This window comes from Achromobacter sp. ACRQX (assembly GCF_022346505.1).
GTDB lineage: Bacteria > Pseudomonadota > Gammaproteobacteria > Burkholderiales > Burkholderiaceae_B > Achromobacter > Achromobacter animicus.
Genome location: NZ_JAKRML010000018.1, coordinates 71,936 through 97,116 on the forward strand (window position 1 = coordinate 71,936; position 25,181 = coordinate 97,116).

The 25,181-nt window shown below is 65.1% G+C and carries 24 protein-coding genes; 18 read left to right on the top strand and 6 right to left on the bottom strand.

Going from position 1 to position 25,181, the window contains the following annotated elements; all coding sequences use genetic code 11:
- The first annotated feature begins 34 nt into the window (after positions 1-34).
- From ampH to MHZ91_RS17110, 6 genes are all read left to right on the top strand, one after another.
- Positions 35-1,180, top strand: a complete 1,146-nt coding sequence (gene ampH, locus MHZ91_RS17080) for a D-alanyl-D-alanine-carboxypeptidase/endopeptidase AmpH (RefSeq protein WP_239214742.1) — start codon at positions 35-37, stop codon at positions 1,178-1,180.
- A complete protein-coding gene (locus tag MHZ91_RS17085) occupies positions 1,177-2,349 on the top strand; it encodes a hypothetical protein (RefSeq protein ID WP_239214745.1) in 1,173 nt (390 codons plus the stop codon). The genes ampH and MHZ91_RS17085 overlap by 4 nt, the downstream gene beginning before the upstream one ends.
- Before the next feature lie 7 nt (positions 2,350-2,356).
- Positions 2,357-3,934, top strand: a complete 1,578-nt coding sequence (locus tag MHZ91_RS17090; protein ID WP_239214747.1) for a serine hydrolase — start codon at positions 2,357-2,359, stop codon at positions 3,932-3,934.
- A gap of 76 nt (positions 3,935-4,010) precedes the next feature.
- Positions 4,011-4,958 (top strand): sensor domain-containing diguanylate cyclase, encoded by a 948-nt coding sequence (locus tag MHZ91_RS17095; protein ID WP_239214749.1) that lies wholly within the window; start codon positions 4,011-4,013, stop codon positions 4,956-4,958.
- A 183-nt stretch (positions 4,959-5,141) separates the two neighbouring features.
- A complete protein-coding gene (locus MHZ91_RS28320) occupies positions 5,142-6,938 on the top strand; it encodes a methyl-accepting chemotaxis protein (RefSeq protein ID WP_304505271.1) in 1,797 nt (598 codons plus the stop codon).
- Positions 6,939-7,361: 423 nt separating this feature from the next.
- Positions 7,362-8,660 (top strand): CitMHS family transporter, encoded by a 1,299-nt coding sequence (locus MHZ91_RS17110; protein WP_239214751.1) that lies wholly within the window; start codon positions 7,362-7,364, stop codon positions 8,658-8,660.
- On the opposite strand, the gene MHZ91_RS17115 is transcribed toward MHZ91_RS17110, so the two are convergent.
- A complete protein-coding gene (locus MHZ91_RS17115) occupies positions 8,641-9,393 on the bottom strand; it encodes an IclR family transcriptional regulator (protein WP_239214752.1) in 753 nt (250 codons plus the stop codon). The two genes, MHZ91_RS17110 and MHZ91_RS17115, sit on opposite strands and share 20 nt — an antisense overlap.
- A 99-nt stretch (positions 9,394-9,492) precedes the next feature.
- Between MHZ91_RS17115 and MHZ91_RS17120 the strand changes: the two genes are divergently transcribed.
- The 5 genes from MHZ91_RS17120 to MHZ91_RS17140 all read left to right on the top strand — a co-directional run bounded on the left by MHZ91_RS17120 (position 9,493) and on the right by MHZ91_RS17140 (position 14,231).
- Positions 9,493-10,410, top strand: coding sequence for a hydroxymethylglutaryl-CoA lyase (locus MHZ91_RS17120; RefSeq protein ID WP_239214754.1), 918 nt, complete (start codon positions 9,493-9,495; stop codon positions 10,408-10,410).
- A gap of 95 nt (positions 10,411-10,505) precedes the next feature.
- Positions 10,506-11,705, top strand: a complete 1,200-nt coding sequence (locus MHZ91_RS17125) for a CaiB/BaiF CoA-transferase family protein (RefSeq protein WP_239214756.1) — start codon at positions 10,506-10,508, stop codon at positions 11,703-11,705.
- A 29-nt stretch (positions 11,706-11,734) separates the two neighbouring features.
- Entirely contained in the window at positions 11,735-12,808 is a 1,074-nt protein-coding gene (locus tag MHZ91_RS17130; RefSeq protein WP_239214758.1) for a tripartite tricarboxylate transporter substrate binding protein, read from the top strand.
- A gap of 17 nt (positions 12,809-12,825) precedes the next feature.
- Positions 12,826-13,722 carry an SMP-30/gluconolactonase/LRE family protein gene (locus MHZ91_RS17135; RefSeq protein ID WP_239214760.1) on the top strand — a complete coding sequence of 299 codons (897 nt, stop codon included), beginning with the start codon at positions 12,826-12,828 and terminating at the stop codon, positions 13,720-13,722.
- Positions 13,723-13,844: 122 nt separating this feature from the next.
- Positions 13,845-14,231, top strand: coding sequence for a VOC family protein (locus MHZ91_RS17140; protein ID WP_239214762.1), 387 nt, complete (start codon positions 13,845-13,847; stop codon positions 14,229-14,231).
- A gap of 36 nt (positions 14,232-14,267) precedes the next feature.
- Here MHZ91_RS17140 and MHZ91_RS17145 read toward each other — a convergent pair whose 3' ends face one another.
- From MHZ91_RS17145 to MHZ91_RS17160, 4 genes are all read right to left on the bottom strand, one after another.
- Entirely contained in the window at positions 14,268-15,896 is a 1,629-nt protein-coding gene (locus MHZ91_RS17145) for a caspase family protein (RefSeq protein WP_239214765.1), read from the bottom strand.
- 65 nt (positions 15,897-15,961) lie between these two features.
- On the bottom strand, positions 15,962-16,690 hold the full coding sequence (locus tag MHZ91_RS17150; protein WP_239214767.1) for an anti-sigma factor: 729 nt from the start codon (positions 16,688-16,690) through the stop codon (positions 15,962-15,964).
- Positions 16,690-17,355 (bottom strand): RNA polymerase sigma factor, encoded by a 666-nt coding sequence (locus MHZ91_RS17155; RefSeq protein WP_239214768.1) that lies wholly within the window; start codon positions 17,353-17,355, stop codon positions 16,690-16,692. The genes MHZ91_RS17150 and MHZ91_RS17155 overlap by 1 nt, the downstream gene beginning before the upstream one ends.
- A gap of 49 nt (positions 17,356-17,404) precedes the next feature.
- Positions 17,405-17,989 carry a hypothetical protein gene (locus MHZ91_RS17160; RefSeq protein ID WP_239214769.1) on the bottom strand — a complete coding sequence of 195 codons (585 nt, stop codon included), beginning with the start codon at positions 17,987-17,989 and terminating at the stop codon, positions 17,405-17,407.
- A gap of 230 nt (positions 17,990-18,219) precedes the next feature.
- Here MHZ91_RS17160 and MHZ91_RS17165 point away from each other — a divergent pair, with 230 nt between their 5' ends.
- The 3 genes from MHZ91_RS17165 to MHZ91_RS17175 all read left to right on the top strand — a co-directional run bounded on the left by MHZ91_RS17165 (position 18,220) and on the right by MHZ91_RS17175 (position 20,607).
- Positions 18,220-18,678, top strand: coding sequence for a hypothetical protein (locus MHZ91_RS17165; RefSeq protein WP_175122654.1), 459 nt, complete (start codon positions 18,220-18,222; stop codon positions 18,676-18,678).
- Between the two features lie 184 nt (positions 18,679-18,862).
- Positions 18,863-19,735 carry a hypothetical protein gene (locus MHZ91_RS17170; RefSeq protein ID WP_239214770.1) on the top strand — a complete coding sequence of 291 codons (873 nt, stop codon included), beginning with the start codon at positions 18,863-18,865 and terminating at the stop codon, positions 19,733-19,735.
- 2 nt (positions 19,736-19,737) lie between these two features.
- On the top strand, positions 19,738-20,607 hold the full coding sequence (locus MHZ91_RS17175; protein WP_239214771.1) for a hypothetical protein: 870 nt from the start codon (positions 19,738-19,740) through the stop codon (positions 20,605-20,607).
- Here MHZ91_RS17175 and MHZ91_RS17180 read toward each other — a convergent pair.
- The gene (locus MHZ91_RS17180; RefSeq protein WP_239214772.1) at positions 20,523-20,942 is read right to left on the bottom strand and encodes a hypothetical protein; all 420 of its coding nucleotides are present in this window, start codon (positions 20,940-20,942) and stop codon (positions 20,523-20,525) included. The genes MHZ91_RS17175 and MHZ91_RS17180 overlap by 85 nt on opposite strands.
- A 230-nt stretch (positions 20,943-21,172) precedes the next feature.
- On the opposite strand from MHZ91_RS17180, the gene MHZ91_RS17185 reads away from it, so the two are divergent.
- The 4 genes from MHZ91_RS17185 to MHZ91_RS17200 all read left to right on the top strand — a co-directional run bounded on the left by MHZ91_RS17185 (position 21,173) and on the right by MHZ91_RS17200 (position 25,181).
- Positions 21,173-21,631, top strand: a complete 459-nt coding sequence (locus tag MHZ91_RS17185; RefSeq protein WP_239214773.1) for a hypothetical protein — start codon at positions 21,173-21,175, stop codon at positions 21,629-21,631.
- Positions 21,632-21,815: 184 nt separating this feature from the next.
- Positions 21,816-22,688, top strand: a complete 873-nt coding sequence (locus tag MHZ91_RS17190) for a hypothetical protein (protein WP_239214770.1) — start codon at positions 21,816-21,818, stop codon at positions 22,686-22,688.
- A gap of 2 nt (positions 22,689-22,690) precedes the next feature.
- On the top strand, positions 22,691-24,295 hold the full coding sequence (locus MHZ91_RS17195) for a hypothetical protein (protein ID WP_239214775.1): 1,605 nt from the start codon (positions 22,691-22,693) through the stop codon (positions 24,293-24,295).
- Entirely contained in the window at positions 24,285-25,181 is an 897-nt protein-coding gene (locus tag MHZ91_RS17200; RefSeq protein WP_239214778.1) for a glycerophosphodiester phosphodiesterase, read from the top strand. Before MHZ91_RS17195 ends, MHZ91_RS17200 begins: the two co-directional genes overlap by 11 nt.

The window sequence follows — 25,181 nt, forward strand, 5'->3', positions numbered from 1 at the left end:
ACACCCGTTCCTCGCCCCCTTCAGTGAGAACCGCATGCTGACGTCCCGCCTTCTCCCGCGCATCCCCGTACTTGCCTTGAGCGCCGCCTGCGCGCTGGGCGCAGGCCACGCCCAGGCCGCCGACCTGGCCTTGCAGGATGCCGTGTCCATGGCCGGCATGCAGATGTATCTGAACGGCGGCGCGCCGGGCCTGATCATCGCGGCGGTCCGCGGCAATGACGTGGTGGTCCAGGGCTATGGCGAAACCGCGCCGGGCAGCGGCGTCGAACCCGACGGCAAATCGATCTTCCGGATCGCGTCGGTGTCCAAGGTGTTTGCGGGCGACGTGCTGGCGTCGCTGGCCGCCAAGGGCAAGCTCAAGCTGACCGATCCCCTCTCGAAGTACGCGCCCGACAATGCCAAGGTCGATGCCAACGGCCGCCCGATCACGCTGCTCGACCTGGCGACGCATTCCGCCGGCCTGCCGCGCGAACTGCCCGACCCGGACGCCAAGCCCTCCGACAATCCGTTCGCTGTCTTCGACCGGGCCTATTACTGGAAGTGGATGGGCAGCCACAAGCCCGCCTACGTGCCCGGCACCACCACGCTGTATTCCAACCTGGGCTATGGCCTGCTGGGCGACGCGCTGGCCAAGGCCGGCGGCGCGGACTATTCGACCGTGCTTGCCAACGAGGTCTTCAAGCCCGCCGGCATGACCGACGCCACCAACGTGCTGAACGACGCACAGAAAAAGCGCCTGATGACGGGCCTCGATCCCTTCGACAAGCCCGACAACAATGCAGTAGCGCCCGACATCATGTATGCCAGCGCGGGCGTCTACGCCACGGCCGACGACATGGTGCGCTGGATGCGCTGGCATCTGGATGACGCCAGACAGGCCCGCGAGAACGCCCTGCTGGCGCACACGATGTGGCTGCCCTATGACGGGCTCAAATCCGTGGTGGGCACGGAAGTCACGGACGCCGACGGCATGGGACTGGGCTGGGTGGTGACGCTGCCGCGCAACGGCTCGCCGTTCCTGCTGGGCAAGAGCGGCGGCATTGGCGGCTTCATGTCGTACGTGGTGCTGTCGCCCAACCGCGACCTGGGCGTGTTCGTTGTCGCCAGCCGCGTGAATTTCGGGATGTTCAACAACATCCATGCGCAGGTGCGCGAACTGGCGGCTGAGCTGGCGCGGTGAAGCGTCTGCATCGTGCGTTGCGCCAGACCGCGGCGGCGGCGCTGCTTGCCGTGGCCGCGCACGGCGCGTCGGCGCAAGAGGCAAGAGACATTTTCAAGACCGAGATCTTTCTCACGCCCTACAGCGACCTGGCCGATGGCGACCAATCGTATCCGCGCCTGAACGGCAGGTTCCTCCTGATGACCGGCTACACCGGCTTTTTTGGCGTGCACGACGACAACGGCCAGCTTCCGCGCTCGCACTGGAGCAGTGTGCAGCCCACCGCCGAGGCCGCGCTGGTGCTGCAACTGACGCGCGAGTTTTCGATCCGCACCAAGGCCACGTTCAACTCGTCCACCAACGACACCAAGGACAACGCGTTTTCCGATCTGGGCGTGAACCTGGACAACCTGTTCGCCGCCTACACCGCCGACAACTATGCGCTGTACGGCGGGAAGATGGATCTGGGCTTTGGCGACGCCTGGCACGTCGTCGACGGCCTGTACTCGGGCTTCAACGAGAACTCGGAATTCCGCGGCTCGATCGGCGTGGGCGGACGCTACACGCTGGATACGTCGGGCCGCGGCACGCATTCCGTGGCCGCCCTGGTGTTCAAGCGCGACAACACCGCCATGAACCGCAGGTTCAGCCTGGACGGCGGCCTGCTCGGCCCCGACGAGCCGCCGCTGTTCAGCGACCAGCTCAAGTCGTTCATCCTTTCGTACGACTTCCGCAATCTACCCGGACTGGCGGGCATATCGGGCGGCGTGGACGCAGGCCGGCTGCACCTGGATCCAAACCAGGGCGAAAGCGCCAACACGGTATCGGCCCGGCTGAGCTACGACACGCCGCTGGATGACGGATGGCACCTGAACTGGTTCAACGAGGCTACCTATTCCAGCGCCTTTCGCGGCGCGCCGGTTTCCAACGGCAATGGCGTAACCTCGGTGTCGTTGTCTCGAGACCGCTGGCAGGTCACCGCGACGGCCGCCGTGCGCAAGCTGACCGGCGGCGGCCAGACGCTGGCCCGGTATGGCCTGCTGGACAGTACGGATTGGGGAGTATCGGGCGCAGTCACCTACGTCACGCCCGTGGGGTTGATCGTGCAGGCCGGGATCACGCATCAGCGCGATCAGGCCCTGCGCCTCAACCAGGGCGTCTTTCGCATCGCTTACCAAGCAGGATTCTGAGGCCAACATGCACAGCACAACCACGCGCATCACCGCAACGATCGTTCTTGCCCTGGGCGGCGTCACGTCCGCCTGGTCGCAACCCGTGCCGATTACCCCCGCCGACTACCCGCCGGCGGACGCCGTCACGATTCCTGCCGGCAGCCGCGAACGCGCCGTGCAGGACCTGCCCGGCATCATCAAGGACATCATGCAACGCAGCCAGGTGCCGGGCCTGGCCGTCGCGGTCGTCATCGACGGCAAGACCGTGCTGACGCAAGGCTTCGGCACACGCGAGGTCGGCAAGGACGCGCCGGTGGATGCCAATACCGTGTTCCAGATCGCGTCCATCTCCAAGTCGCTGTCGGCGACAGTGACCGCCATCGAGATCACGCAGCGCAAGGCCACGTGGGACGACCCCGTGTCGCGTCATCTTCCGGGCTTTGCGCTCAGCAACGCCTATGTGTCCGAGCACGCCACCATCGGCGATTTCTTTGCGCACCGCTCCGGGCTGCCGCCCACGGCCGGCGACGATCTGGAAGACCTGGGCTTTTCCCGCAACGAGGTCATCTCCCGCCTGCGCCTGTTGCCGCTCACCCCCTTCCGCACGTCGTATCACTACGCCAACTTCAGCACGACGATCGGCGCAGAGGCCATCGCCAAGGTCGCGGGGCGCCCGTGGGAGCAACTGGCCGACGAACAGCTTTTCAAGCCGCTGGGCATGGCATCGACCAGTTACCGCTACGCCGACTTCGAGTCGCACGGCAACCGCGCCTTGCTGCACGCCTACCAGAATGGCCGCTTCGTGCAGGTAGGCAAGCGCAACGCCGATGCGCAGGCGCCCGCGGGCGGCGTGTCCTCCACGGTGGTGGATCTGGCGCAGTGGCTGAAACTGCTGCTGGCGGATGGCCAACACCAGGGCAAGCCACTGGCCGCCCCCGGCGCGCTGCTGCCCGCACTGTCGCCGCAGGCCTTCAGCGCCCCCGCGCCCGACCTGAATACGCGGTCCGGCTTCTATGGCTTTGGTTTCAACGTCAACACGGAAACCGGCGGACGCCCTGCCATGGGGCATTCCGGCGCCTTCCTCGTGGGCACCGGCACCACCTTCCGCATCGTGCCCTCCGCCGGCATCGGCATCGTCGTGCTGACCAATGGCGCGCCGGTCGGCGCGGCGGAAGCCGTGGTGGCCACGTTCACCGACACGGCGCTGTACGGCAAGTCCACACGCGACTGGTATGCGGCATACAACGGCGCCATGAAGAAGTTGTTCGAACCGCAGGCGGACCTGACCGGCAAGCCCGATCCCGCCAAGCCCGCCGCACCAAAGGCGTTGTCGCAGTACACCGGCACGTTCGACAACCCCTACTACGGCCCCGCGCGGATCGAGGAAGCCTACGGCGCGCTGACGCTGGTGCTGGGACCGAAGGACATGCGCTTTCCCGTGCGCCATTGGGACGGCGACACGTTCGCCTTTTCGCCGGCCGGTGAAGCCGAAATGCTCGCCTCGCGGGCGTCCATCGTCTTCAAGATGGCAAACGGGCAGGCCCAGGGCTTTGACATCAAGTACTACGACGACAGCGGGTTGGGCCACTGGAACCGCAAATAGCGGCCGCCAGCAGATTCCCATCAGTCCCCGGTTCGGGCTACAGTGCTCGTTCCTCGGAATCCCGGAAGGATTGAGCATGGCTGACGACAGTACGCTTCTGAACGACAGCGCGGTCTACAGGACGTTGCTGGAATCGACCAAGGCGATTCCCTGGAAGATCGACTGGGCCACGATGAAATTCGCCTACATCGGCCCCCAGATCGAAGCGCTGCTGGGCTGGCGCACCGATAGCTGGGTCACCGTCGAGGACTGGGCGATGCGCATGCATCCCGAGGATCGTGAGTACGTGGTGAATTTCTGCGTCTCGCAATCCCAGGCCGGCGTCGACCACGAAGCGGACTACCGCGCGCTGACCAAGGACAACGGCTACGTGTGGATCCGCGACGTGGTGCACGTGGTGCGCACGGAAAGCGGCGAGCCCGAGGCCCTGATCGGCTTCATGTTCGACATCACCGAGCGCAAGAAGACCGAAGAGAAACTGCTCAGCCTGCAGAAAGAACTTGAGGTGCTGTCTTTCAAGGACGGCCTGACCAACATCGCCAACCGGCGGCGATTCGACAGCAGTTTCGAACTGGAATGGGAGCGCGCCCGCAGCGAAAACCAGCCCTTGTCGGTCTTGCTCTTTGACGTCGACTTCTTCAAGCAATACAACGACCTGTATGGCCACACCCAGGGCGACAAATGCCTGATCGAAATCGCCGAGACGCTGAGCCTGGCGCTGGATGGTCCGCGCGATCTGGTTGCGCGCTACGGCGGTGAAGAATTCGTTGTGCTGCTGCCCGAAGCCGATGCCGAGGTGGCCCGGAAAGTGGCTGAACGCTGCCAGCGCCAATTGCAGAAAAAAGCCATCGTGCACGCGCTGTCGCCGCATGGCAGACGCGTCACGGTGAGCGTCGGTGCGGGCACCGTGATTCCCGAAGGGCCCGTCACGCGCGCGGATTTCATCAAGGCCGTGGACCAGCAGTTGTATCTGGCCAAGGCCAACGGGCGCAACCGCATAGAGCACGTGCAGGTGGCCCCGTAGGGCCCGCTACGACGGCGGCCGGTTGAGCCGCCAATCCCCGAAAATCCCGCATATCGGAACTGCCAGCGGCGCAACCGCGCCGATCCGGCTTTTTCACCCGTAATTCCCCGTATTGCACCGCAACATGATGTGCTGTAGTGCCCGGGTGGAGGGCGCATTCCGCGCCCCCGTCGCGTGCCCATCATGTCCAAACTCAGAAATCTCTCTCTCCGGAGCAGCCTGACCGCATTGGTGCTGTTCTTCATCGTGATGCTGGTGGCCGTTGGCGCCATCGCCATGCAGCAGCTCTGGAGCATCAGCCAGAAGCAGCGCGCCATGTACACGGAAACCGTCATGCCGCTGCGCGTCGTCGTCGACGCCGCCCGCCAAGGCGCCACGCACTTCCGGCGCATGTACGTCTACATCTGGAATACTGATCCGCAAGGACGCCAGAACGAACTTCGCCTGAACGAGGAATCCGAAAAATCCGTGTTGCAGGCGCGTGACCGTCTGCAGCAGGAGCAGGACCCCGCCCTGCGCGAACTCGGCGGCAAGCTGGCCGACACCTGGACCCGTTACAAGGCGGCCGTCAACGACGTGAAGGGCCTTGCCGACCGCAACGATCCGACCGCGATGACCGTCCTGCACAAGGACTCGGCCGCGCTGCATGTCGCCGCGCGCAACATCCTGATGGAAGCCGCCAAGCGCCAGGAAGAACTGGCCCGCCTCGACACCGAAGACGCCGCCGCCGCAGTCGAACGCACGTTCTGGACGCTGACCGCGCTGATCGTGTTGTGCGCGTTGATCGGCAGCATCCTGGGTCTGGGTCTGGTGCGCTCCGTAATGCGCCGTCTGGGCGGCGAACCCGCCTACGCCGCGCAGATCGCCCAGGAAGTCGCCAAGGGCAACCTGGCCGTGCGCGTGCAACGCCGCGAAGGCGACCAGACCAGCGTGCTGGCCAACATGGACGCCATGCGCGCCAACCTGGCGCAACTGGTGAGCCAGGTGCGCCAGTCCAGCGAGTCCATCGCCACGGGCGCCACGCAGATCTCGTCCGGCAATGCCGACCTCAGCCAGCGCACCGAAGAACAGGCCGCCAACGTCGAAGAGACCGCGGCCTCGATGGAAGAGATGAATTCCGCGGTAAAGCAGAACCTGGAATCCGTGCAGATGGCCGGCAGCCTGGCCGGCTCGGCCAGCGCAGCCGCCGCCCGCGGCGGTGAAGTGGTCGGCAACGTGGTCAGCACCATGGATGCCATCTCGGCCAGCTCGCGCAAGATCGTCGACATCATCGCCGTCATCGATTCCATCGCATTCCAGACCAACATCCTTGCGCTGAACGCCGCCGTCGAAGCGGCCCGCGCCGGCGAACAGGGCCGCGGCTTTGCCGTCGTGGCCAGCGAAGTGCGCGCCCTGGCACAACGCAGCGCCAGCGCCGCCAAGGAAATCAAGCAACTGATCAGCGACAGCGTCGGCAACGTCGAAGCCGGTTCGAACCTGGTCGGCGAAGCCGGCAGCACCATGAACGACATCGTGACGCAGGTGCGCCGCGTTGCCGACCTGATCGCCGAAATCGGCGCCGCCGCGCACGAGCAGGGACAAGGCATCTCGCAAGTGGGCGATGCCATCAACCAGCTCGACCAGACGACGCAGCAGAACGCCGCCCTGGTGGAAGAGTCGGCCGCCGCTGCGCATAGCTTGAATTCGCAGGCGGCGACGCTGGTGAAGTTGGTCAGTGTGTTCCGTCTTGCCGAGGATGATGCGCCGCGTTTTGTAGCGCAGCCGCAGGTTGCTCAGGTGCGGGAGGTGCAGTCTGTAGTTAGCCAGCCTGCAAAGCCGCAGCGCGTCTTGGCCACGCCGGCATCTTCACGTGCGGCCGCTGGCAAGCCGGCAGAGACTCGCCGCGCCGACGCCAAGCCCGCGCCGCAAGCGAAAGCGCCGCTGCGCGTGCCGGGCGACAGCAAGCCCGCGCAGTCGAATGATGATTGGGAGAGTTTCTGATCGGTAGGCGGTGACACCGCGCGCAGGATCGGCGCGAGACGGCTACCGTTTTCACCAGACGCATCGGGCCTGCCATCCTTTGGGGTGGCAGGCCCGATTTGCATGCGGTTTTTCTCCATGCTTGCGAGAAGAAACCTGGGCGCCCCTAGAGCCTTAAAAACTCATCCCGGTGGTGTCTCCACGCCGGCAACCATTCCTGCACCACGCTTCCCGCTAACGAGTTTTCTCCTGTTGCCGGGGAACGCCTCTCGCGGCTCATGACAGCCGCATTAGGGTCAACCCTTATACCAGCAACAATAACTCGAACATACACTTCGATTTTGTACAACAGAATGCCATTCTGTAGGACAGAACCACAAGTGCGTCACAAAACATCGCGTCGCTCTCAAGGTTGCTGGACCTATCAAGAGGCGAGGAGACTCGATGCTTGTGCTTTACGGCTATGCGATGGTCGCAACGTTCATGGCGTTGATCATGACCAAGCGTATGTCAGCCCTTGTTGGGCTGATCGTCGTTCCTATCGTGTTCGCGCTGCTCACGGGCCACCAAGGCGAGTTGGGCACGATGATGCTGGACGGGATCAAGAAGCTTGCCCCCACCGGCATCATGCTGATGTTCGGCATTCTGTACTTCAGCATCATGACCGACGCCGGGCTGTTCGACCCCATCGTGCATCGCGTCGTTCGCATGACGAAAGGCGACCCGCTGCGACTGCTCGTCGGAACGGCGGTGATGGGCACGGTCGTGGCGCTGGACGGCGATGGCGCCACCACGTACGTCATCTGTGCCGCCGCGCTGCTGCCGATCTACCGGAAGCTGGGCGTCAAGCTTCAGTACATGGCGACGGTGCTACTGATGTCGATCGGCATCATGAACATCGTCCCGTGGGGCGGCCCCACTGCGCGCGCCGCCAGCGCCATGCACCTGGACGTCGCGGAAGTGTTTCTCCCGCTCATCCCGGCGATGCTCGTCGGCTTCGGTTACCAGATCCTTGTCGCCGCCGTGTTCGGCGTGCGCGAACGCGCACGGATTGGGGTGCTGCGAGATCCGGCGCAACTGGCAGGTATCGAGCGCGCCTTGGACGATATGCCGGAACATCGGCGTCCCAAGATGATGTGGGCCAATCTGGCCCTGACCGTGGCGTTGCTGTACGGCCTGATTTCCGACTTCTTGCCGCTGGCCGTGCTGTTCATGATCGCAACGGCGCTTGCGCTGATGCTGAATTATCCCCAGCTCAAGCAGCAGCAGGAGCGCGTCGGCGCCCACGCCGCGAATGTCCTGGCCGTTGTGTCGTTGATCTTCGCGGCTGGCATCTTTACCGGCGTGATCGGCGGGACGGGCATGTTGAAAGCCATGTCGGAAAGCCTGCTTTATGTCATGCCGGATTGGCTGGGACCCTACCTTGCGCCGGCGACGGCGTTGATCAGCGCGCCAGCCACGTATGTGCTGACGAACGACGCCTTCTACTTCGGTGTACTGCCGTTGCTGGCGAGTACGGCGGACGCGTATGGGATCACCGCTGCGGAGATGGCACGCGCTTCCCTGATCGGCCAGCCCATCCATCTGCTCAGCCCGCTGGTTGCGTCCACGTACCTGCTGGTCAGTCTGCTCGACCTCAACTACGGCGATAACCAGCGGTCTTCCATCGCATGGGTTTTCGGCCTGGTGCTGGCCATGCTTGCGGCGGCGTTGTTGTTCGGAATCATCCCTTTAAGGGGCTGATGATGGGATCTGCCATGTCCGGGAATTTCCCACCGAGCGCTTTGGTCAACCGCCTGGCACAGGCCAGCACAAGGGGTGCGTGATCATGATCGAGACGATGCGCAGGCATGGTCAGCGTCACGGCGCCCGCCAGGACGTCTCCGTGGGCGAAGACCGGCGCGGATATCCCCGAGATTTCGGAAGAGCGATCCTTTTCCATCACGATGACGCCCTCACGGCGGATACGGTCGTACAGCGCTCCCTTTGCGCCCGTGAACGCCATCAGCACGCGCGCCCCTGCGCCCCGGTCTATGGGCAGGATGTCGCCCACCTGGATGTGCTCGCGCACCAGCTGCGGAGACTCGACACGGAAAAGGCAGATCCGCTGGCCATTTTGCAGCACATGGAAGGCCGCGCTCTCCCGCGTCTGCTCGACCAGCCCGGTCAGTTCGGGAACCACCACGGACTCCATCGAGAACGACTTGGAGTAGGCAGAGAAAAGCCGCGGCACTTCGTTGCCCAGTTCGTATCCCGCTGGCGTCTTGCGCACCAGCGAGCCGTGCTCCAGCGATGCCAGCAATCGGAGCACGGTGCTTTTGTACAGGCCCGTTGCCGCGGCAAGCTCGGTGAGCGTCAACGTTTTGCGCTCTTGCGAGAACGTGTGGAGCAGCGCGATGGCCCGGTCCACGGCGACCGCGCCGCCGGGAGCTACGGGCAAATCGGCAGCGCTTTCGAGTGTGGACTTCTTGGGCATCGGTGGGAATCTCTTTGGCCGCCTTCGACAAGGCGGGTTCTGACACGGGGATGAACCCGCATTCTATCTAACAGAACCGAACGAACGAAAGGTGAAATCATGAGCGAAGTGTTGATAAGCGAAGTCGGCCCCCGTGACGGATTGCAATCCGTGAAAGGCGTTATGCCAACCGCAGACAAGTTCCGCTGGATTGACGCGCTTGTCCACGCAGGAATCAAGGAAATCGAGGTGGCGTCCTTCGTCCCGGCAAAGCTGCTGCCCCAGATGGCGGACGCCGCCGAAGTGGTGCGGCATGCAAGGCAGCACCAAGGCGTCACCATCATGGCGCTTGTTCCCAATCTTCGCGGCGCCGAAAACGCATTGAAGGCCGGCGTGGACAAACTGACCTTGCCCGTGTCCGCCAGCCACGCGCACTCCCTGGCCAACGTACGGCGAACGCCCATGGAAATGGTCGAAGAGGTCCGTGCGATCGCCGCCCTGCGCGATGACATAGCCCCGCACGTCAAGCTGGAAGCCGGAATCTCCACCGCTTTCGGCTGCACGCTGCAAGGCAATGTCCCCGAAGACGACGTGATCCGCCTGGCCGCCGCGTGCATCGAAGCCGGCGCAGATGACGCCGGGCTGTCCGACACCGTTGGCTACGCCAACCCGCAACAGGTCCGCCGTCTGTTCCAACGCCTGAGAGCGGAAATCGGCGATCACGCGGGCGCCGCGCACATGCACAACACGCGTGGCCTTGGCTTGGCCAATTGCCTTGCCGCCTGGGACGTTGGCGTGCGCACCTTCGATTCTTCCCTTGGCGGTCTGGGCGGGTGTCCCTATGCGCCGGGCGCGTCCGGCAACGTCGTGACCGAGGACCTCGTCTTCATGTTCGAGGCCATGGGCGTCAAGACCGCCATCGACCTCGACAAACTTTTTGCCGCACGCGCGCCGCTGAGCGAAGGCCTGCCGGGAGAGCCGCTGTACGGCATGACGCCGGAAGCCGGCATGCCCAAGGGATTCACGCAAACAGACTGAACGGCGAAGCCCGCCGAGGGTCCCGTGCGTCGCAGTAGACATGACCTCGCCGCAAGGCCGGGCCGCCCAAGGAAATTTCTATCAGGCATCTGATCATGAGCAATCAAACTGCAGCGCCCCTTCCGTATGAAGGCGTGCGCGTCATCGAATTTACCCACATGGTGATGGGGCCAACCTGCGGCATGCTGCTCGGAGATCTTGGCGCCGAAGTCATCAAGATCGAGCCGATCGGCGGCGACACCACCCGCAAGCTGCTGGGCTCCGGCGCCGGCTTCTTTCCGATGTTCAACCGGAACAAGAAGAGCGTATCGCTGGACCTGAAAAGTCCGGAAGGCGTGGAAGCCGCGCTGCGCCTGATCGACTCCTCGGACATCGTGAGCGAAAACTTCAAGCCCGGCGTGATGGAAAAGCTGGGTTTGGGGTACGACGCCCTGAAGCAGCGCAATCCGAGGTTGATCTACGTGAGCCATAAGGGTTTTCTGCCGGGTCCGTACGAGAACCGGACCGCGCTGGACGAAGTCGTGCAGATGATGGGCGGGCTGGCGTACATGACGGGGCGTCCTGGTGACCCGGTTCGCGCCGGGACCAGCGTCAACGACATCATGGGCGGCATGTTCGGCGCGATCGGTGCCATGGCCGCATTGGCCCAGCGAGAGAAAACCGGTCTGGGCGCCGAAGTTCAGGCATCGCTGTTCGAGAACAACGTCTTCCTGGTCGGGCAGCACATGATGCAGTTCGCCGCAACCGGCAAGGTGGCCGCGCCCATGCCAAGCCGGATTTCCGCCTGGGCGGTCTACGACGTTTTCACGGTCAAAGACAGCGAACAGATCTTTCTTGCGGTAGTCAGCGACAAGCAATGGGCCATCTTCTGCCAGGCGTTCGGCCTGCAGGACCTGCTTGCAGACGCGCGGCTGGCCACCAACAACCACCGCGTCCAGGCCCGAGACTGGATGATGCCCGTGCTGCGCCAGCATCTGGCTGGTTTCAGTGCAGCGGAGCTGGCGGCGGTGTTCGAGCGAGAAGGTTTGCCGTATGCGCCGATCACAAGACCCGATCAGCTTTTCGAGGACCCACATCTCCTGGCCACGGGCGGCCTTGCGCCGATCGAGTTGCCAGACGGCACGCAATCGCGCGTCCCGCTCGCCCCATTGTCATTGAACGGCCAACAGCCCGCGCTGCGCCTGCAGCCTCCGCGCGTGGGCCAACACACCGACGAAATCCTGCGCGCGGCGGGATACAGCGATAGCGAAATCGAAAGTTTGAAGCGACGCGCGATTGCACAAGGAGAGAACTGACAGGCGCCATCCCAACCCGCCACACCGTATTGATTTGTAGAGAAGCACCTGACAACCCATTCGACGTTTGTAGAAAAGTGCTCACTTCCGAGGAGACCATCATGAAGCATCAAACCTTGCACCGGCTGATTTCGGCCAAGACCATTGCAGTTGCCGCCCTGACCGGCTTGTTGGCGGTATCGTCCGCCGCCGCGAACGCAGAAACCAAGTGGCCGGACAAGCCCGTTCGCTTCGTTGTTCCCTATGCGCCGGGCGGCACGACCGACTATGCCGCGCGTCAGCTCGCGCAGAAGCTGTCCGAAGCGACCGGATCCCCGTTCGTGGTCGAAAACAAATCAGGGGCCTCCGGCACGATAGGCACGCTCGATGTGGCCCGGTCTACGCCGGACGGTTCCACCTTCCTGGTGACCGACACCACTTACTCCATGCTGCCGCTGCTCTTTGCAAAGCTTCCATGGAATCACCAGCAGGATCTGGTGCACGTGTCGAACATCATCGAGGCGCCGGTCGTCGCCATCGTTCCTGAAAAATCCCCGTTCAAATCGCTGAACGAACTCATCGCATATGCCAAGGCGAATCCCGGCAAACTCAACTTCGGATCGGGCGGTCCCGCCAGCTCCACCCACCTTGCCGGCGAAGTATTCAAGGACGACGCGAAAGTGTCGCTGACACATGTGCCCTACCGCGGGGCGGGCGCGGCGCTCACCGACCTGATGGCGGGTCAGATTGATCTGCTGATCACGGCAGCGCCGACGGCGATTCCGCCGGTGAAGGGCGCCCGCGCCCGAGCGCTTGCCGTCACCGGCGACAAGCGTTTGACGGCCCTGCCCGACGTTCCCACATTTGCCGAAGCTGGATTGCCCGAGTACAAGGTGGTGAACTGGTTTGGGGTCGCGGCGCCAAAAGGCACGCCGTCCGAGATCATCGAAAAGCTCAACCGCCTGACTGCCGAGGTCATGGCGAATCCCAAGCGGCAATCGATGCTGCAGGAACAAGGAGCGGCGTACAAGAAGATGAGCACCGAAGAGACGGCGGCCTACGTCAATCGAGAAAACGCGCAATGGGCAGCGGTGGGCAAGCGCGTGGACATCAAGCCTGACTGATTTTGGAGCGGACCATCATGTGGAACATGTCCTTTACGCCGCCGGCGGTCATCGACGCCGAGCCCTTTACGTCCATGCCTGCGCATCTTCGCCTGGAGCGGGAAAGTGAATGGGCGCAGGCCAACAAGCCGGGGCAGATCGTGGACTGCTTTCTTGAGGGACCCGTCTTTGATCCCGAGGGCAATCTCTATGTAACGGACATTCCGCACGGCCGCCTATTTCGCGTTTGTCAGAAGGGCGCATGGACCTTGGTCGCCGAAACGGGAGGTTGGCCAAATGGACTTGCGCGGCATCCCGACGGAAGTCTCTGGGTCGCGGACTATCGGCGCGGAATTCTCCGGTGCGACCTGGCGAAGGGCGATGTCACACCCGTCATCGGCCACCGCAACAGCGAGAGCTTCAGGGGTGTCAACGACCTGGTGTTCGACCGCAACGGCCTGCTTTACTTCACGGACCAGGGCCAGACGGGTTTGCATGATCCCACAGGCCGCGTGTATCGGTTTGACAGCAACACGCGGCGCCTTGACCTGCTGATCTCCAATGCGCCCAGCCCCAATGGCATTGCGCTGGACACCCACGAGAAAGTGCTCTTCGTTGCCGTGACGCGCGGCAACCAGGTGTGGCGCGCGCCCCTGCTGGCGGACGGTTCGATCAGCAAGATGGGCGCCTTTCAGACGTTCTTCGGAACCAGCGGCCCCGACGGCCTTGCTGTAGACACCAACAACAACCTTCTCGTTGCGCATGCCAGCTTGGGAGGCGTTTTTGTGCTGAATCCCCACGGCGAGGTCACGCACTTCTTGCGCAGTCCAACAGGACGAACGGTGACGAATGTCTGCATTGCTCCGAACCGAGATTCCGTTGTAATGACGGAGTCTTCGTCGGGCACCATTCTGAGGGCGCCTGCGACGTTTTAGCGTGCGTCGGTCAAGGCGGGAGCCCGCGTATCCCCACGTTGCAAATCGAAGCCATCCCGCCCCGCCCCCTCACCTATGCTGACCTCTCCGGCCCACGCGGCCGCCTTTTCGAGGAGCAGCGTATGTTGGACCACATCGAGATTCACGTCAGCGACTTCGCGCGCAGCCGGGCTTTCTACCTGAGCGCGCTCGCGGCGGTGGGGTATGTGCCGCGCAAGGCGCTCCCGACGGGCATGGGCTTTGGCGTTGGCGAGGCCGACGACGCGGGCGACCCGGGCGGCGAGTTCTGGATTCATGAGGGCACGCCCAGCACGCCGCGCGTGCATGTGGCGTTTCGCGCGCGCAGCCGTGACGAGGTCGACGCCTTTCATCGCGCGGCGCTGGCGGCCGGCGGGCGCGACAACGGCGCGCCGGGGTTACGCCCGAAATATCATCCGAACTACTACGGCGCCTTCATCCTGGATCCCGACGGCTACAACGTCGAGGCGGTGTATCACCGCCCAGTCTGACGCGCCTGCGACGTCATACGCGCGCCGCCACCGGGTTCAGGGCTGGCCGGGCGGGCGCACACCCAGCGCGCGCATCCACGGGTTGTCCGGCAGGCCCTGAATGGGCGCCATGCCGGGCATCGGAAAACCGACCGGATTAAGGGCGGCGTCCTGCAGCGCCTTGGCCCACTCGCGCGGGTCGATCGGTTCGCCCATGCGCGCGCGCACGTCCAGCAGGTCCATCGCCGCGCGCCGATGTCCCGCCTCGGCCGCATCTCGAAACAGGCGTTCGGCCACGGCGTAGTTCTTGGGTACGCCCCGGCCCATGCCGGTCAGCTCGCCCAGATACGTCTGCGCGGGCGCGAAGCCTTGATCCGCGGCGCGTTGATACCAGCGGGCGGCGACGGGGTAGTTCTGTTGCACGTGCTCGCCGTTCTCGGCGATCAGCCCCAAGGTGGTCATGGCGACCACGTCGCCCGCCTTGGCGCGCGCCTGCAACGACGCCAGCCGGGGCTCGTCCACATACTGCGCGCCGCGTTCGATTTCGTATTCCCAGGCGCTCATGCGCGCCTTGATCAGATCGCGGCCCAGCGTGGGGGACGGGCCTCGGCCCTGCGCCGTCTGACCGCCGGACGCCCCCGGCGTCGCGGGCGTCTGTCCGTCCGCCAGCGTGGTGAACGTGACGGTGCCGACCAGGCTGCTGGCGTAGTGCGGAATCTGCCGGTAGGCGGTGGCCACCTGCACGTCGGCGGTCAATTGCTTGAAGAAGGTCTCCACCGGCGCGGAACCGGGCAGCGCGCGCAGCCCTTGCGCGAAGTAGTACGCGTAGGGGCTGTGGCGGGGGCCGTCGTTGCCAAAGCCGTCTTCGGCCGTGGCGCCGGGCTGCGTGGAAAAGGCGATAAGTTCACCGCCCGCGGGAACGGCATGCACCAGTCCCGCGCCAGGCGTGCCGCGGGTCAGGTTGGTGCGGCAGGCGTCCAGCACCATCAAGCGCGCGCGGACATTGGCACGCCGCAGCGCTTGCGACACGCGCTTGAGGCTCAACGAGCTTTGCTGTGCCGTGCGGATGCGCACTTCACCCAGCGGCAAAGGCAGGTCCACACCGAACAGATAGTTCACGTCGTCCACCGCAACAGCATGTCCGGCGAAGTACATCAGCGCCAGGTCCCCGCCGGCGGCCCGAAGGGCGAAATCGTCGACGGCGGCTTCCATCTGCGCCGTGGTCAGGTCGGTGAGCAGGGTCACATCGACCTGGCGCTGGCGCAGCGAGTCGGCGATGAGGCGGGCGTCGTTGACCGGGTTGACCAGCGCGTTCGCGGGAACGGCGTAGCGCGCGTTGCCGATCACCAGCGCGTAGCGGCGCTTGGCGGGCGTGGCTTGGGGTTCAGCTTGCGCCTTGGCATCCGATTCGGCCTTGCGATCCGTCGCAGCTGCGGAAGGCTCGTCGTCCGGCGCTGGCGCAGGCGTGGTCGGCTGGGGTGCCGGCGCGCCCGAGCGGGCCGGCTCCTCGTCCATCATGTTCCGGTTGTTCAGCCCCCGCGCATTCGCTCCCGCCGCGAGCACGGCGCCAGCGTGCCCGCCGCAGAGCCCCGCGCCGACCAGCGCGGCCAGCAGGCGCCGCCGCATCAGGGGTTGCGGCCGCGCGTCCGGCATGCTGGCAAGGGCAGGTTCTTTGTTGGGCTTCATAGAGAATTGGGGGCCTGACTTTTGTTCGGGAGGGACTGGACGTTATCTCGGGCTTGCGCCGGGCCTCACGGTTTGGGGCACGCGCCCGCTGGCGCCGCCGTGACCGACAGCGCGCCCAGCGCCGTCGCGGCATCGCGCAGCGACGACTCACGCGCAGCGGCCAGGACGTATCGCCCGTCCGCATCAGGCCCGTCGACGATGGACACCGCGTACTGGGACAAGGTATTGCGCAACTGCCGCGCCGTCAGGGCGTCGGGAAGATCGACCACCAACCGCGGACAAGATGCACCGCCGCGCGTCAGGACGTCGTCGGACAGGACAACCGCGGGACCGTGCACCGGCGCCTGCTGGATCACCACGACGGACAGCATTATTGCGAGCGCCCAGCCCAGCGGCATCAACGGGCTGGCGGGCGTAGGCCACAGCCATTGCCACAAGCGCCGCACGCGCGACACCGGCGCGTGCGAAGACACCGGCGCGCGCGCAGATGCAGGTTCCGACGATGACGCACGCGCAGATTTTGCAGAAGCAGGCTCAGATGCGGACGCAAATTCGGCAGACGCCCCCGCAGGCGCCGCCTCCACGCCCTGCCCCAGCGCACGCAAGAAAGCCGCATCGCGCTCCCCCTGCCCAATCTCGTTATGCGCAAGCTGGCGCGCCTCGGCAAGACTTCGCCACGCCTCCAGTTCCTCCCGCAATGCGGGATCGCGCGCGAGATCGGCTTCGAAGGCCCGGCGGGCATCGGCGTCCAGCTCGCCGGACAAATACGACAGCACTCGGTCTTCAGCCATCATCAGTCCATCCCCTTGCGGGTGCATTCCGTCACCAGCTTGCGCGCGGCGTGCAGGCGGCTCTTCACGGTGGGCACGTGCAGGTCCTGCTGCCGGGCGATCTGTTCCATCGGCATATCGTCCAGGTACAGGAACATGGTGGTTTTCAGCGTGTCGCTGAGTTTGTTGAGGCAGTCGCGCATGCGCTTGACGATCGACAGGTGCTCGTACGCCTGCGCGGGGTCGGCAAAGAGCGAGTCATCCGCCACATCCCGGGCGTCGTCAAACGCCGTGTCGTCCCGATCCCCGCCGTCGTCGGGACCCGCCCACTGCACCTCGTGCCGCGTGCGGCGATGAAACTGGATCAGTTCGTGCAGCGATCCGCGGTACAGGTAGCCGCCCAGCTTGCTGACGGCCAGTTCATGCGCCGTCCATCCGCCCTCGGGCTGGCCGTGCAGCAGGACCTCGTCCTTGAAACTGCGCGTCTGCAGAAACTTCATGAGCGCGTTGTTGAACGCGTCCACCACGCCTTCGGGCGGCGTGTTGAAGAACTTTCTGCGCAGTTTCAGCGTGATGTGCTGCTCGGCCTTGTTCCGGAACGCCAGCGCGTAGCGCGGGTCGGCGTGCATGATGCGCAGCAGCGCGTCGACGTTGTCGATGACGTAGCGCTTGGATTCGAGCGTGTTCATGGTTCAGGTTCTTGGGGCTGCGGCACCTTAGCTGCGCAGGGGCGGAAAATCAAGCGCGGCGGCGCAACGCGGCGACCCCGCGGACAGTGAAGGCCAGCGCGATGGCGACAGACAGATAGAAGCCGAACCCGAACGACAGGCCGCTCCACAGGTTGGACGCCATGTCGCCCGCCAGGCTGCGGCCGGCGCGTGAACTGCCCATGAAACCCGACAACTGGCGCGTCGCATTCATGAACTCCTGCACCTGCGAGACCACGCCCGCCAACGCGATGATCCACAACGCCAGCGGCGCAAAGTAGCCCAGGCGCGCCGCGCGCTGGTCCAGCAGCGAAGGCAGCAGCGGCCCCACGACGGCCAGCAGCCACAACACGGCATAGAATCCCGCGCCGGCCCCCTGCCCTGCCATCGCGCCCTGCACGCTGCCGCCGTTCTGCAAGCGCAGGAGGTCGTAGAAGCTCAGACTGACGCCCGATCCCATCATGCGCATGGAGACCACCGCGAAGAGCGTGGTGCCCAGAAGAAACAGCAACGCGCCCGCCGCGTCGCCCCGGTGGACGCGCTGAACCGCAATGGCTGCCCACCGGGCGGCGTGGGTTTTTGCCTGCATCAATACGTCTTGTGCTTTGTCCTGCATGGTGTTTCCTTTTTTGCGTGAGGCGGATGCCGGTATGGATGCCGGTACTGATCGCTACGCGCAGCGGCGCAAAAGGTTCGATTTTTTTTTCGCCCTTTTTTCGGCCAATTGATTTGCCGGGTTCGGTTTATCCTTCGTCGCTAAATTTTTCGAACCTTTTTCAAGACGGCGCGTAGCAAGGGTCATGGGCTCGTCTTTTTTCCCACTTACCACCAACGGAGCGTTGAATCATGTCCACCCCCACCCCGCTGTCCACCCTGTACCAGACCGTGGTGCAAGAAGAACTGGGCCTCGTCGCCAGCTTTGACGAGCAAGGCGATGTGGTCTTCAAGCATCCCGACATGGGCATCATGTATTTCAGCCTGAGCGATTCGGACCCGGAATTCCTGCGCCTCGTCTACCCCGCCTTCGTGCAGGCTGACGAACTGAACCTGACGCGCGGCCAGTTCCTTGAAGTCATCAACGTCGTGAACAACCGGTGCAAGGCCATCAAGCTGACGCTGCCGCAAGAGGACGCCGATCGCCCCGCGCGCGTGTCGGCCTCGGTGGAAAGCTTCGTGGCCGCGCCCGACACGCTGCCCGACATCGCCCTGCTGCGCGCCACCGTGGCCCGCACCGTGTCCGCCATTCGCAATGGCGTGCACGAACTGGTGAAACTGTCGATGGAACTGAAGCAGGCCGCCAACTGACGCGCCAAACCCGCGCCTGGTTTGCGACGACGCACGGCGCGACGCGCCCGGCGCAATTGAAACAAGTCTGGTCCTGCGCTGTAACTTTGCGATACATTGCAGGGCTTTGACGAAAAAGGCGCCCGTGTGGCGCCCGGTTTTCCGCCTTCCCATGATGTCATTGCGCCTGCACGTATCCCGTTCGTTGATCCTTCGCCTTGCGGCCAGCTTCCTCTTGCTGGCGGGCCTGTCCGCCTGCGCCGTCAAGACCAATTCGCGGGGCAACTACGTGTTCGGCGTGGACACCGCCGCCCTGTTCGGCACCGAGATCGGCCAGTTCCCGCTGCAGGACGGCGGACTGGGCACATTGCGCCGTGAAGGCAAGAACTTCTCGGTGAAGCTATCAGGCAATCAGCGCGTGGTGCCCCTGAACAATGTTGAGTCCGCACGCATCGCCCGGACCGAAAACATTGGCCCGCGCACCGTGGTCGTCATCGAGACCCAGCGCCGCAACTGCGATTACCGCTATACCGTGCTGGCCATCGAGGGGTCCGACGTGTTGTCGTGGGACGTGGGCAATTGCCGTGACCGGCCCGTCGTGCTGGTCCAGGACGACCGCAGCGCGCTGACGTTCGACTTTCCCAAGGGCTCGGCGATCGAGCGCTTTGTTTACACGCAGGATGGCCGGATGCGCCGCGGCAACGTCAAGAGCGTCGCGGGCTTGAATCCGCGCGCCAAGCCGTTTGCCGACGAGTCGCTGTATCCGCCCGGGTACATGGATTCTATCCGGCTGCATGGCGTCTATCCGCCGCCCGCCGCGCCGGCCGCGCGATCGGGCAAGGCGGCTAAGCCGGCCAGCGGCGGCCGCCGTTCGCCACCCAATACGCCCGCCGCGGTGCAGACACAGACGGCCGGCAGTGACACATCCGCTGGCCGCGTGGTGCCGCCGCCCCCGCAGCGCGTGTCCACGGGTGACACGCCCGCAACACCCCGCTCGGGCGCGGCATCGCGCACACCCGCCAAGCTGGACCTGCCCGAAGAGGAAATCACCTCGACCCGTCTGGACCTGAGGGATTGAGCGTGCGCCAGGCCCTGAGTCGCGAGATTTTGTTCCTGATCGTCCTGACGGTCATCTACCTCAGTTTTGAACTCGGCTTCAACGCCCGGTTGCTCGATGTGGTGGGCAGCCGCGCCACGCCGCACGATATCGAGGAACTGGAGTTCTTCGGCCGCACCCTGTCCGGCATCGCCGCCGCGCTGGTGGTGTTGCAGCTGATGCTGACCCGGCGGCTTGCCACCGGCGGCCGGCCGTCTTACCTGAAGATTGCCGTGGCCTGCGCCGTGACCGCGCTGCTGGTCTTCAGCGCCATCAAGATGATGGTGAACGTGCTGGTCGACTCGCGCGACGGCGAGTTCCGCCGCATTGCCACCAACGCCGGCCTGCTGCAACGCTCGCTGGTGCAGGGCGACCTGCATCTGGACGGGCTGGTGGACGACGGCATCTACGCGCGGCCCGAGGGCAAGGCGTTCCTGGCGGTGTTCCAGGTGCTGCTGACCAACATCGACAATCTGGATGAAAAGGTCGAACCCAAGAAGCGCCAGGTCATCCGCACCGACCTGCAGCGCCAGATGAAGACCTTCACCTTCGATGACCGCGAAGTCCGCATGACGTCCCCGGGCATCCGCGGGTATCACCAGGTCTACACCAGCGTGATGCAGTCCGTCGCCGAACGCTGGAAGAAATACGCCGGCGTGCCGGTGGCGTCGGATATCGGCCTGGCGCGCGAACAGGATCGCGCGTGGGGCGACTATCGCCGCAACCTGTCGCGCCGCGGCTGGACGCCCGACAGCGTGCCCGCGCGCTATCAAGGCCGTGTCGTGCAGGACGTGCGCAAGCGCATCCCCGTGCCCGCCAACGCGATGATCCACAACGCCAGCGGCGCAAAGTAGCCCAGGCGCGCCGCGCGCTGGTCCAGCAGCGAAGGCAGCAGCGGCCCCACGACGGCCAGCAGCCACAACACGGCATAGAATCCCGCGCCGGCCCCCTGCCCTGCCATCGCGCCCTGCACGCTGCCGCCGTTCTGCAAGCGCAGGAGGTCGTAGAAGCTCAGACTGACGCCCGATCCCATCATGCGCATGGAGACCACCGCGAAGAGCGTGGTGCCCAGAAGAAACAGCAACGCGCCCGCCGCGTCGCCCCGGTGGACGCGCTGAACCGCAATGGCTGCCCACCGGGCGGCGTGGGTTTTTGCCTGCATCAATACGTCTTGTGCTTTGTCCTGCATGGTGTTTCCTTTTTTGCGTGAGGCGGATGCCGGTATGGATGCCGGTACTGATCGCTACGCGCAGCGGCGCAAAAGGTTCGATTTTTTTTTCGCCCTTTTTTCGGCCAATTGATTTGCCGGGTTCGGTTTATCCTTCGTCGCTAAATTTTTCGAACCTTTTTCAAGACGGCGCGTAGCAAGGGTCATGGGCTCGTCTTTTTTCCCACTTACCACCAACGGAGCGTTGAATCATGTCCACCCCCACCCCGCTGTCCACCCTGTACCAGACCGTGGTGCAAGAAGAACTGGGCCTCGTCGCCAGCTTTGACGAGCAAGGCGATGTGGTCTTCAAGCATCCCGACATGGGCATCATGTATTTCAGCCTGAGCGATTCGGACCCGGAATTCCTGCGCCTCGTCTACCCCGCCTTCGTGCAGGCTGACGAACTGAACCTGACGCGCGGCCAGTTCCTTGAAGTCATCAACGTCGTGAACAACCGGTGCAAGGCCAGCAAGCAGACGCTGCCGCAAGACGCCGCCGATCGCCCCGCGCGCGAGTCGGCCTCGGTGGACAGCATCGTGGCCGCGCCCGACACGCTGCCCGACATCGCCCTGCTGCGCGCCACCCTGGCCCGCACCGTGTCCGCCATTCGCAATGGCGTGCACGAACTGGTGAAACTGTCGATGGAACTGAAGCAGGCCGCCAACTGACGCGCCAAACCCGCGCCTGGTTTGCGACGACGCACGGCGCGACGCGCCCGGCGCAATTGAAACAAGTCTGGTCCTGCGCTGTAACTTTGCGATACATTGCAGGGCTTTGACGAAAAAGGCGCCCGTGTGGCGCCCGGTTTTCCGCCTTCCCATGATGTCATTGCGCCTGCACGTATCCCGTTCGTTGATCCTTCGCCTTGCGGCCAGCTTCCTCTTGCTGGCGGGCCTGTCCGCCTGCGCCGTCAAGACCAATTCGCGGGGCAACTACGTGTTCGGCGTGGACACCGCCGCCCTGTTCGGCACCGAGATCGGCCAGTTCCCGCTGCAGGACGGCGGACTGGGCACATTGCGCCGTGAAGGCAAGAACTTCTCGGTGAAGCTATCAGGCAATCAGCGCGTGGTGCCCCTGAACAATGTTGAGTCCGCACGCATCGCCCGGACCGAAAACATTGGCCCGCGCACCGTGGTCGTCATCGAGACCCAGCGCCGCAACTGCGATTACCGCTATACCGTGCTGGCCATCGAGGGGTCCGACGTGTTGTCGTGGGACGTGGGCAATTGCCGTGACCGGCCCGTCGTGCTGGTCCAGGACGACCGCAGCGCGCTGACGTTCGACTTTCCCAAGGGCTCGGCGATCGAGCGCTTTGTTTACACGCAGGATGGCCGGATGCGCCGCGGCAACGTCAAGAGCGTCGCGGGCTTGAATCCGCGCGCCAAGCCGTTTGCCGACGAGTCGCTGTATCCGCCCGGGTACATGGATTCTATCCGGCTGCATGGCGTCTATCCGCCGCCCGCCGCGCCGGCCGCGCGATCGGGCAAGGCGGCTAAGCCGGCCAGCGGCGGCCGCCGTTCGCCACCCAATACGCCCGCCGCGGTGCAGACACAGACGGCCGGCAGTGACACATCCGCTGGCCGCGTGGTGCCGCCGCCCCCGCAGCGCGTGTCCACGGGTGACACGCCCGCAACACCCCGCTCGGGCGCGGCATCGCGCACACCCGCCAAGCTGGACCTGCCCGAAGAGGAAATCACCTCGACCCGTCTGGACCTGAGGGATTGATCGTGCGCCAGGCCCAGATTCGCCAGATTTTGTTCCTGATCGTCCTGACGGTCATCTACCTCAGTTTTGAACTCGGCTTCAACGCCCGGTTGCTCGATGTGGTGGGCAGCCGCGCCACGCCGCACGATATCGAGGAACTGGAGTTCTTCGGCCGCACCCTGTCCGGCATCGCCGCCGCGCTGGTGGTGTTGCAGCTGATGCTGACCCGGCGGCTTGCCACCGGCGGCCGGCCGTCTTACCTGAAGATTGCCGTGGCCTGCGCCGTGACCGCGCTGCTGGTCTTCAGCGCCATCAAGATGATGGTGAACGTGCTGGTCGACTCGCGCGACGGCGAGTTCCGCCGCATTGCCACCAACGCCGGCCTGCTGCAACGCTCGCTGGTGCAGGGCGACCTGCATCTGGACGGGCTGGTGGACGACGGCATCTACGCGCGGCCCGAGGGCAAGGCGTTCCTGGCGGTGTTCCAGGTGCTGCTGACCAACATCGACAATCTGGATGAAAAGGTCGAACCCAAGAAGCGCCAGGTCATCCGCACCGACCTGCAGCGCCAGATGAAGACCTTCACCTTCGATGACCGCGAAGTCCGCATGACGTCCCCGGGCATCCGCGGGTATCACCAGGTCTACACCAGCGTGATGCAGTCCGTCGCCGAACGCTGGAAGAAATACGCCGGCGTGCCGGTGGCGTCGGATATCGGCCTGGCGCGCGAACAGGATCGCGCGTGGGGCGACTATCGCCGCAACCTGTCGCGCCGCGGCTGGACGCCCGACAGCGTGCCCGCGCGCTATCAAGGCCGTGTCGTGCAGGACGTGCGCAAGCGCATCCCCGTGCCCGCCGGCTGGCAGCCGCACGACCGCGCCACGTTCAATGAAGCGGTCGCCCAGCAATACTGGAAGACCATGCGCAGCCGCACGGTGCATGTCGAGGGCGATGCCATTCCGCCCGGTCTGTCGTACGAAGACTTCGTGGCGCGCCCCGGCGTGCAGAAGCTGCTGCGCCAGACCTTGATGGTGCCCGCCACCATGAACGTCGCGCCCAACTACACCGACGCCGCCAGCTTCAAGCGGCTGTACGACGGCATGCTGGACCGGGCCGTGGACGAAGCCATGCCGCGCTTTTCCGCCAGCAGCGCGGACTTTGCGCGCGGCGGCCAGCATCAACAGTTGGGCGAAGACGCCGCGCGCGCGGCCATCGTGCCGCCGGTTGCGCTGCTGTTCTCGCTGCTGGGTGCGGTGGGCCACTTCGGCAAGCTGCTTTACCTGATCGTCAAACTCGTCGTCTGGCTGCGCACGCCCGCCGGCCAGCAGCCGGGGCGCACCGCCACGCGCGCGGCGGGTCTGGCGCTGGTGCTGACCCTGGCCTGCGTCTGGACGGCGTTTTCGTTCATGCAGAACGGCGTGACGCAAAGTGAACTCTTCCAGCAGATGTCGCGCGTGGAAGGCGGGCGCGATGACGAGTCGATCGGTCAGGCGCTGCGGCGCCGCGTGCTGGCCAACGTGGCGCACGTGATCGTCGTGGGCCAGGCCTACACCTATCCTTTCAACGAAGCCGTGCGCACGACGGTGCTGGGCGGCTTCCGGTTCGGATACCACGGCGATGCGGGCTAGCCGTCTGATAGCCGCGCTGCTGACCGCCGCCCTGCCCTGGTCCGGCGCCAGCGCCGCGTGCCTGGGCATGCAGGTGCATGCGCATCGCGGCGCGCCCGCGCTGCCCGAGAACTCGTTGGCCTCGATTCGCGCGGCTTATGCCGGCGCATGGGATGGCGTCGAAATCGACATGCAGCGCCTGAAGGACGGCGCCTGGGTGCTGCACCACGACCTGCTGACCGGCAGGACGGTAAGCGGCGTCGGACGCAAGGCCGTGCTGCAACTGTCCAGCGACCAATGGCGCGACGCCAAGTTGACGGGTGCCGGCGGCGGAGCGCCCCCGCCTTTCCTGACTGATGCGCTGCGCGTCGCCGCCGCTCAGCCCGCCAAGACCTTCAATGCGGAACTGAAGGTCGTCTACCGCGACTGCGCGCCGGTGTCCAAGCTGGTCGCCGGCATGAAGACCGCGCTGCCGCACGGCAACTGGATGATCACGTCCGCCTTCCCCGAGGCGCTGCGCTGCGTGCGCGGCACCGACCGGCAGGGCTATCTGGGCCTGATCGTTTTCGACCCGCGCCACGCGGATTCCCTGGGCGCAAGCCCGCTCGGCAAGTATGTGTCGCAGCGCGCCACCGCGCCCAAGCTGACGCGCCAGTGGCTGGCCAATCTGGCCGCCACCGTCGGCGCGCCCGTGGGCGTGCATGTGGACGCCCTGACGCTGTCTGCCAACCCGCAACTGCTGCGCGACGCCGCCGCGCAATCCGTGCGCGTCTTCGTGTACGCGGTGGGCGGCGATGCGGCGCTGGCGCAGCAATTGCGCGCCACGAAGCAACGCGAAGGATATCTGCCGTCCGGCGTCATCATCGACGGCGATGCGCAGGCGTTCTGCCGGGCGGTGGGCGGATAG

What these genes read in the sequence shown, in the direction of transcription:
- MHZ91_RS17120 (WP_239214754.1), top strand. Translation starts at nt 9,493, where the DNA reads ATGAGCGAAGTGTTGATAAGCGAAGTCGGCCCCCGTGACGGATTGCAA.
- MHZ91_RS17160 (WP_239214769.1), bottom strand. Translation starts at nt 17,989, where the DNA reads ATGCAGGACAAAGCACAAGACGTATTGATGCAGGCAAAAACCCACGCC.
- MHZ91_RS17115 (WP_239214752.1), bottom strand. Translation starts at nt 9,393, where the DNA reads ATGCCCAAGAAGTCCACACTCGAAAGCGCTGCCGATTTGCCCGTAGCT.
- MHZ91_RS17185 (WP_239214773.1), top strand. Translation starts at nt 21,173, where the DNA reads ATGTCCACCCCCACCCCGCTGTCCACCCTGTACCAGACCGTGGTGCAA.
- MHZ91_RS17090 (WP_239214747.1), top strand. Translation starts at nt 2,357, where the DNA reads ATGCACAGCACAACCACGCGCATCACCGCAACGATCGTTCTTGCCCTG.
- MHZ91_RS17145 (WP_239214765.1), bottom strand. Translation starts at nt 15,896, where the DNA reads ATGAAGCCCAACAAAGAACCTGCCCTTGCCAGCATGCCGGACGCGCGG.
- MHZ91_RS28320 (WP_304505271.1), top strand. Translation starts at nt 5,142, where the DNA reads ATGTCCAAACTCAGAAATCTCTCTCTCCGGAGCAGCCTGACCGCATTG.
- MHZ91_RS17180 (WP_239214772.1), bottom strand. Translation starts at nt 20,942, where the DNA reads ATGCAGGACAAAGCACAAGACGTATTGATGCAGGCAAAAACCCACGCC.
- ampH (WP_239214742.1), top strand. Translation starts at nt 35, where the DNA reads ATGCTGACGTCCCGCCTTCTCCCGCGCATCCCCGTACTTGCCTTGAGC.
- MHZ91_RS17200 (WP_239214778.1), top strand. Translation starts at nt 24,285, where the DNA reads ATGCGGGCTAGCCGTCTGATAGCCGCGCTGCTGACCGCCGCCCTGCCC.
- MHZ91_RS17165 (WP_175122654.1), top strand. Translation starts at nt 18,220, where the DNA reads ATGTCCACCCCCACCCCGCTGTCCACCCTGTACCAGACCGTGGTGCAA.
- MHZ91_RS17125 (WP_239214756.1), top strand. Translation starts at nt 10,506, where the DNA reads ATGAGCAATCAAACTGCAGCGCCCCTTCCGTATGAAGGCGTGCGCGTC.
- MHZ91_RS17140 (WP_239214762.1), top strand. Translation starts at nt 13,845, where the DNA reads ATGTTGGACCACATCGAGATTCACGTCAGCGACTTCGCGCGCAGCCGG.
- MHZ91_RS17135 (WP_239214760.1), top strand. Translation starts at nt 12,826, where the DNA reads ATGTGGAACATGTCCTTTACGCCGCCGGCGGTCATCGACGCCGAGCCC.
- MHZ91_RS17110 (WP_239214751.1), top strand. Translation starts at nt 7,362, where the DNA reads ATGCTTGTGCTTTACGGCTATGCGATGGTCGCAACGTTCATGGCGTTG.
- MHZ91_RS17150 (WP_239214767.1), bottom strand. Translation starts at nt 16,690, where the DNA reads ATGATGGCTGAAGACCGAGTGCTGTCGTATTTGTCCGGCGAGCTGGAC.
- MHZ91_RS17095 (WP_239214749.1), top strand. Translation starts at nt 4,011, where the DNA reads ATGGCTGACGACAGTACGCTTCTGAACGACAGCGCGGTCTACAGGACG.
- MHZ91_RS17155 (WP_239214768.1), bottom strand. Translation starts at nt 17,355, where the DNA reads ATGAACACGCTCGAATCCAAGCGCTACGTCATCGACAACGTCGACGCG.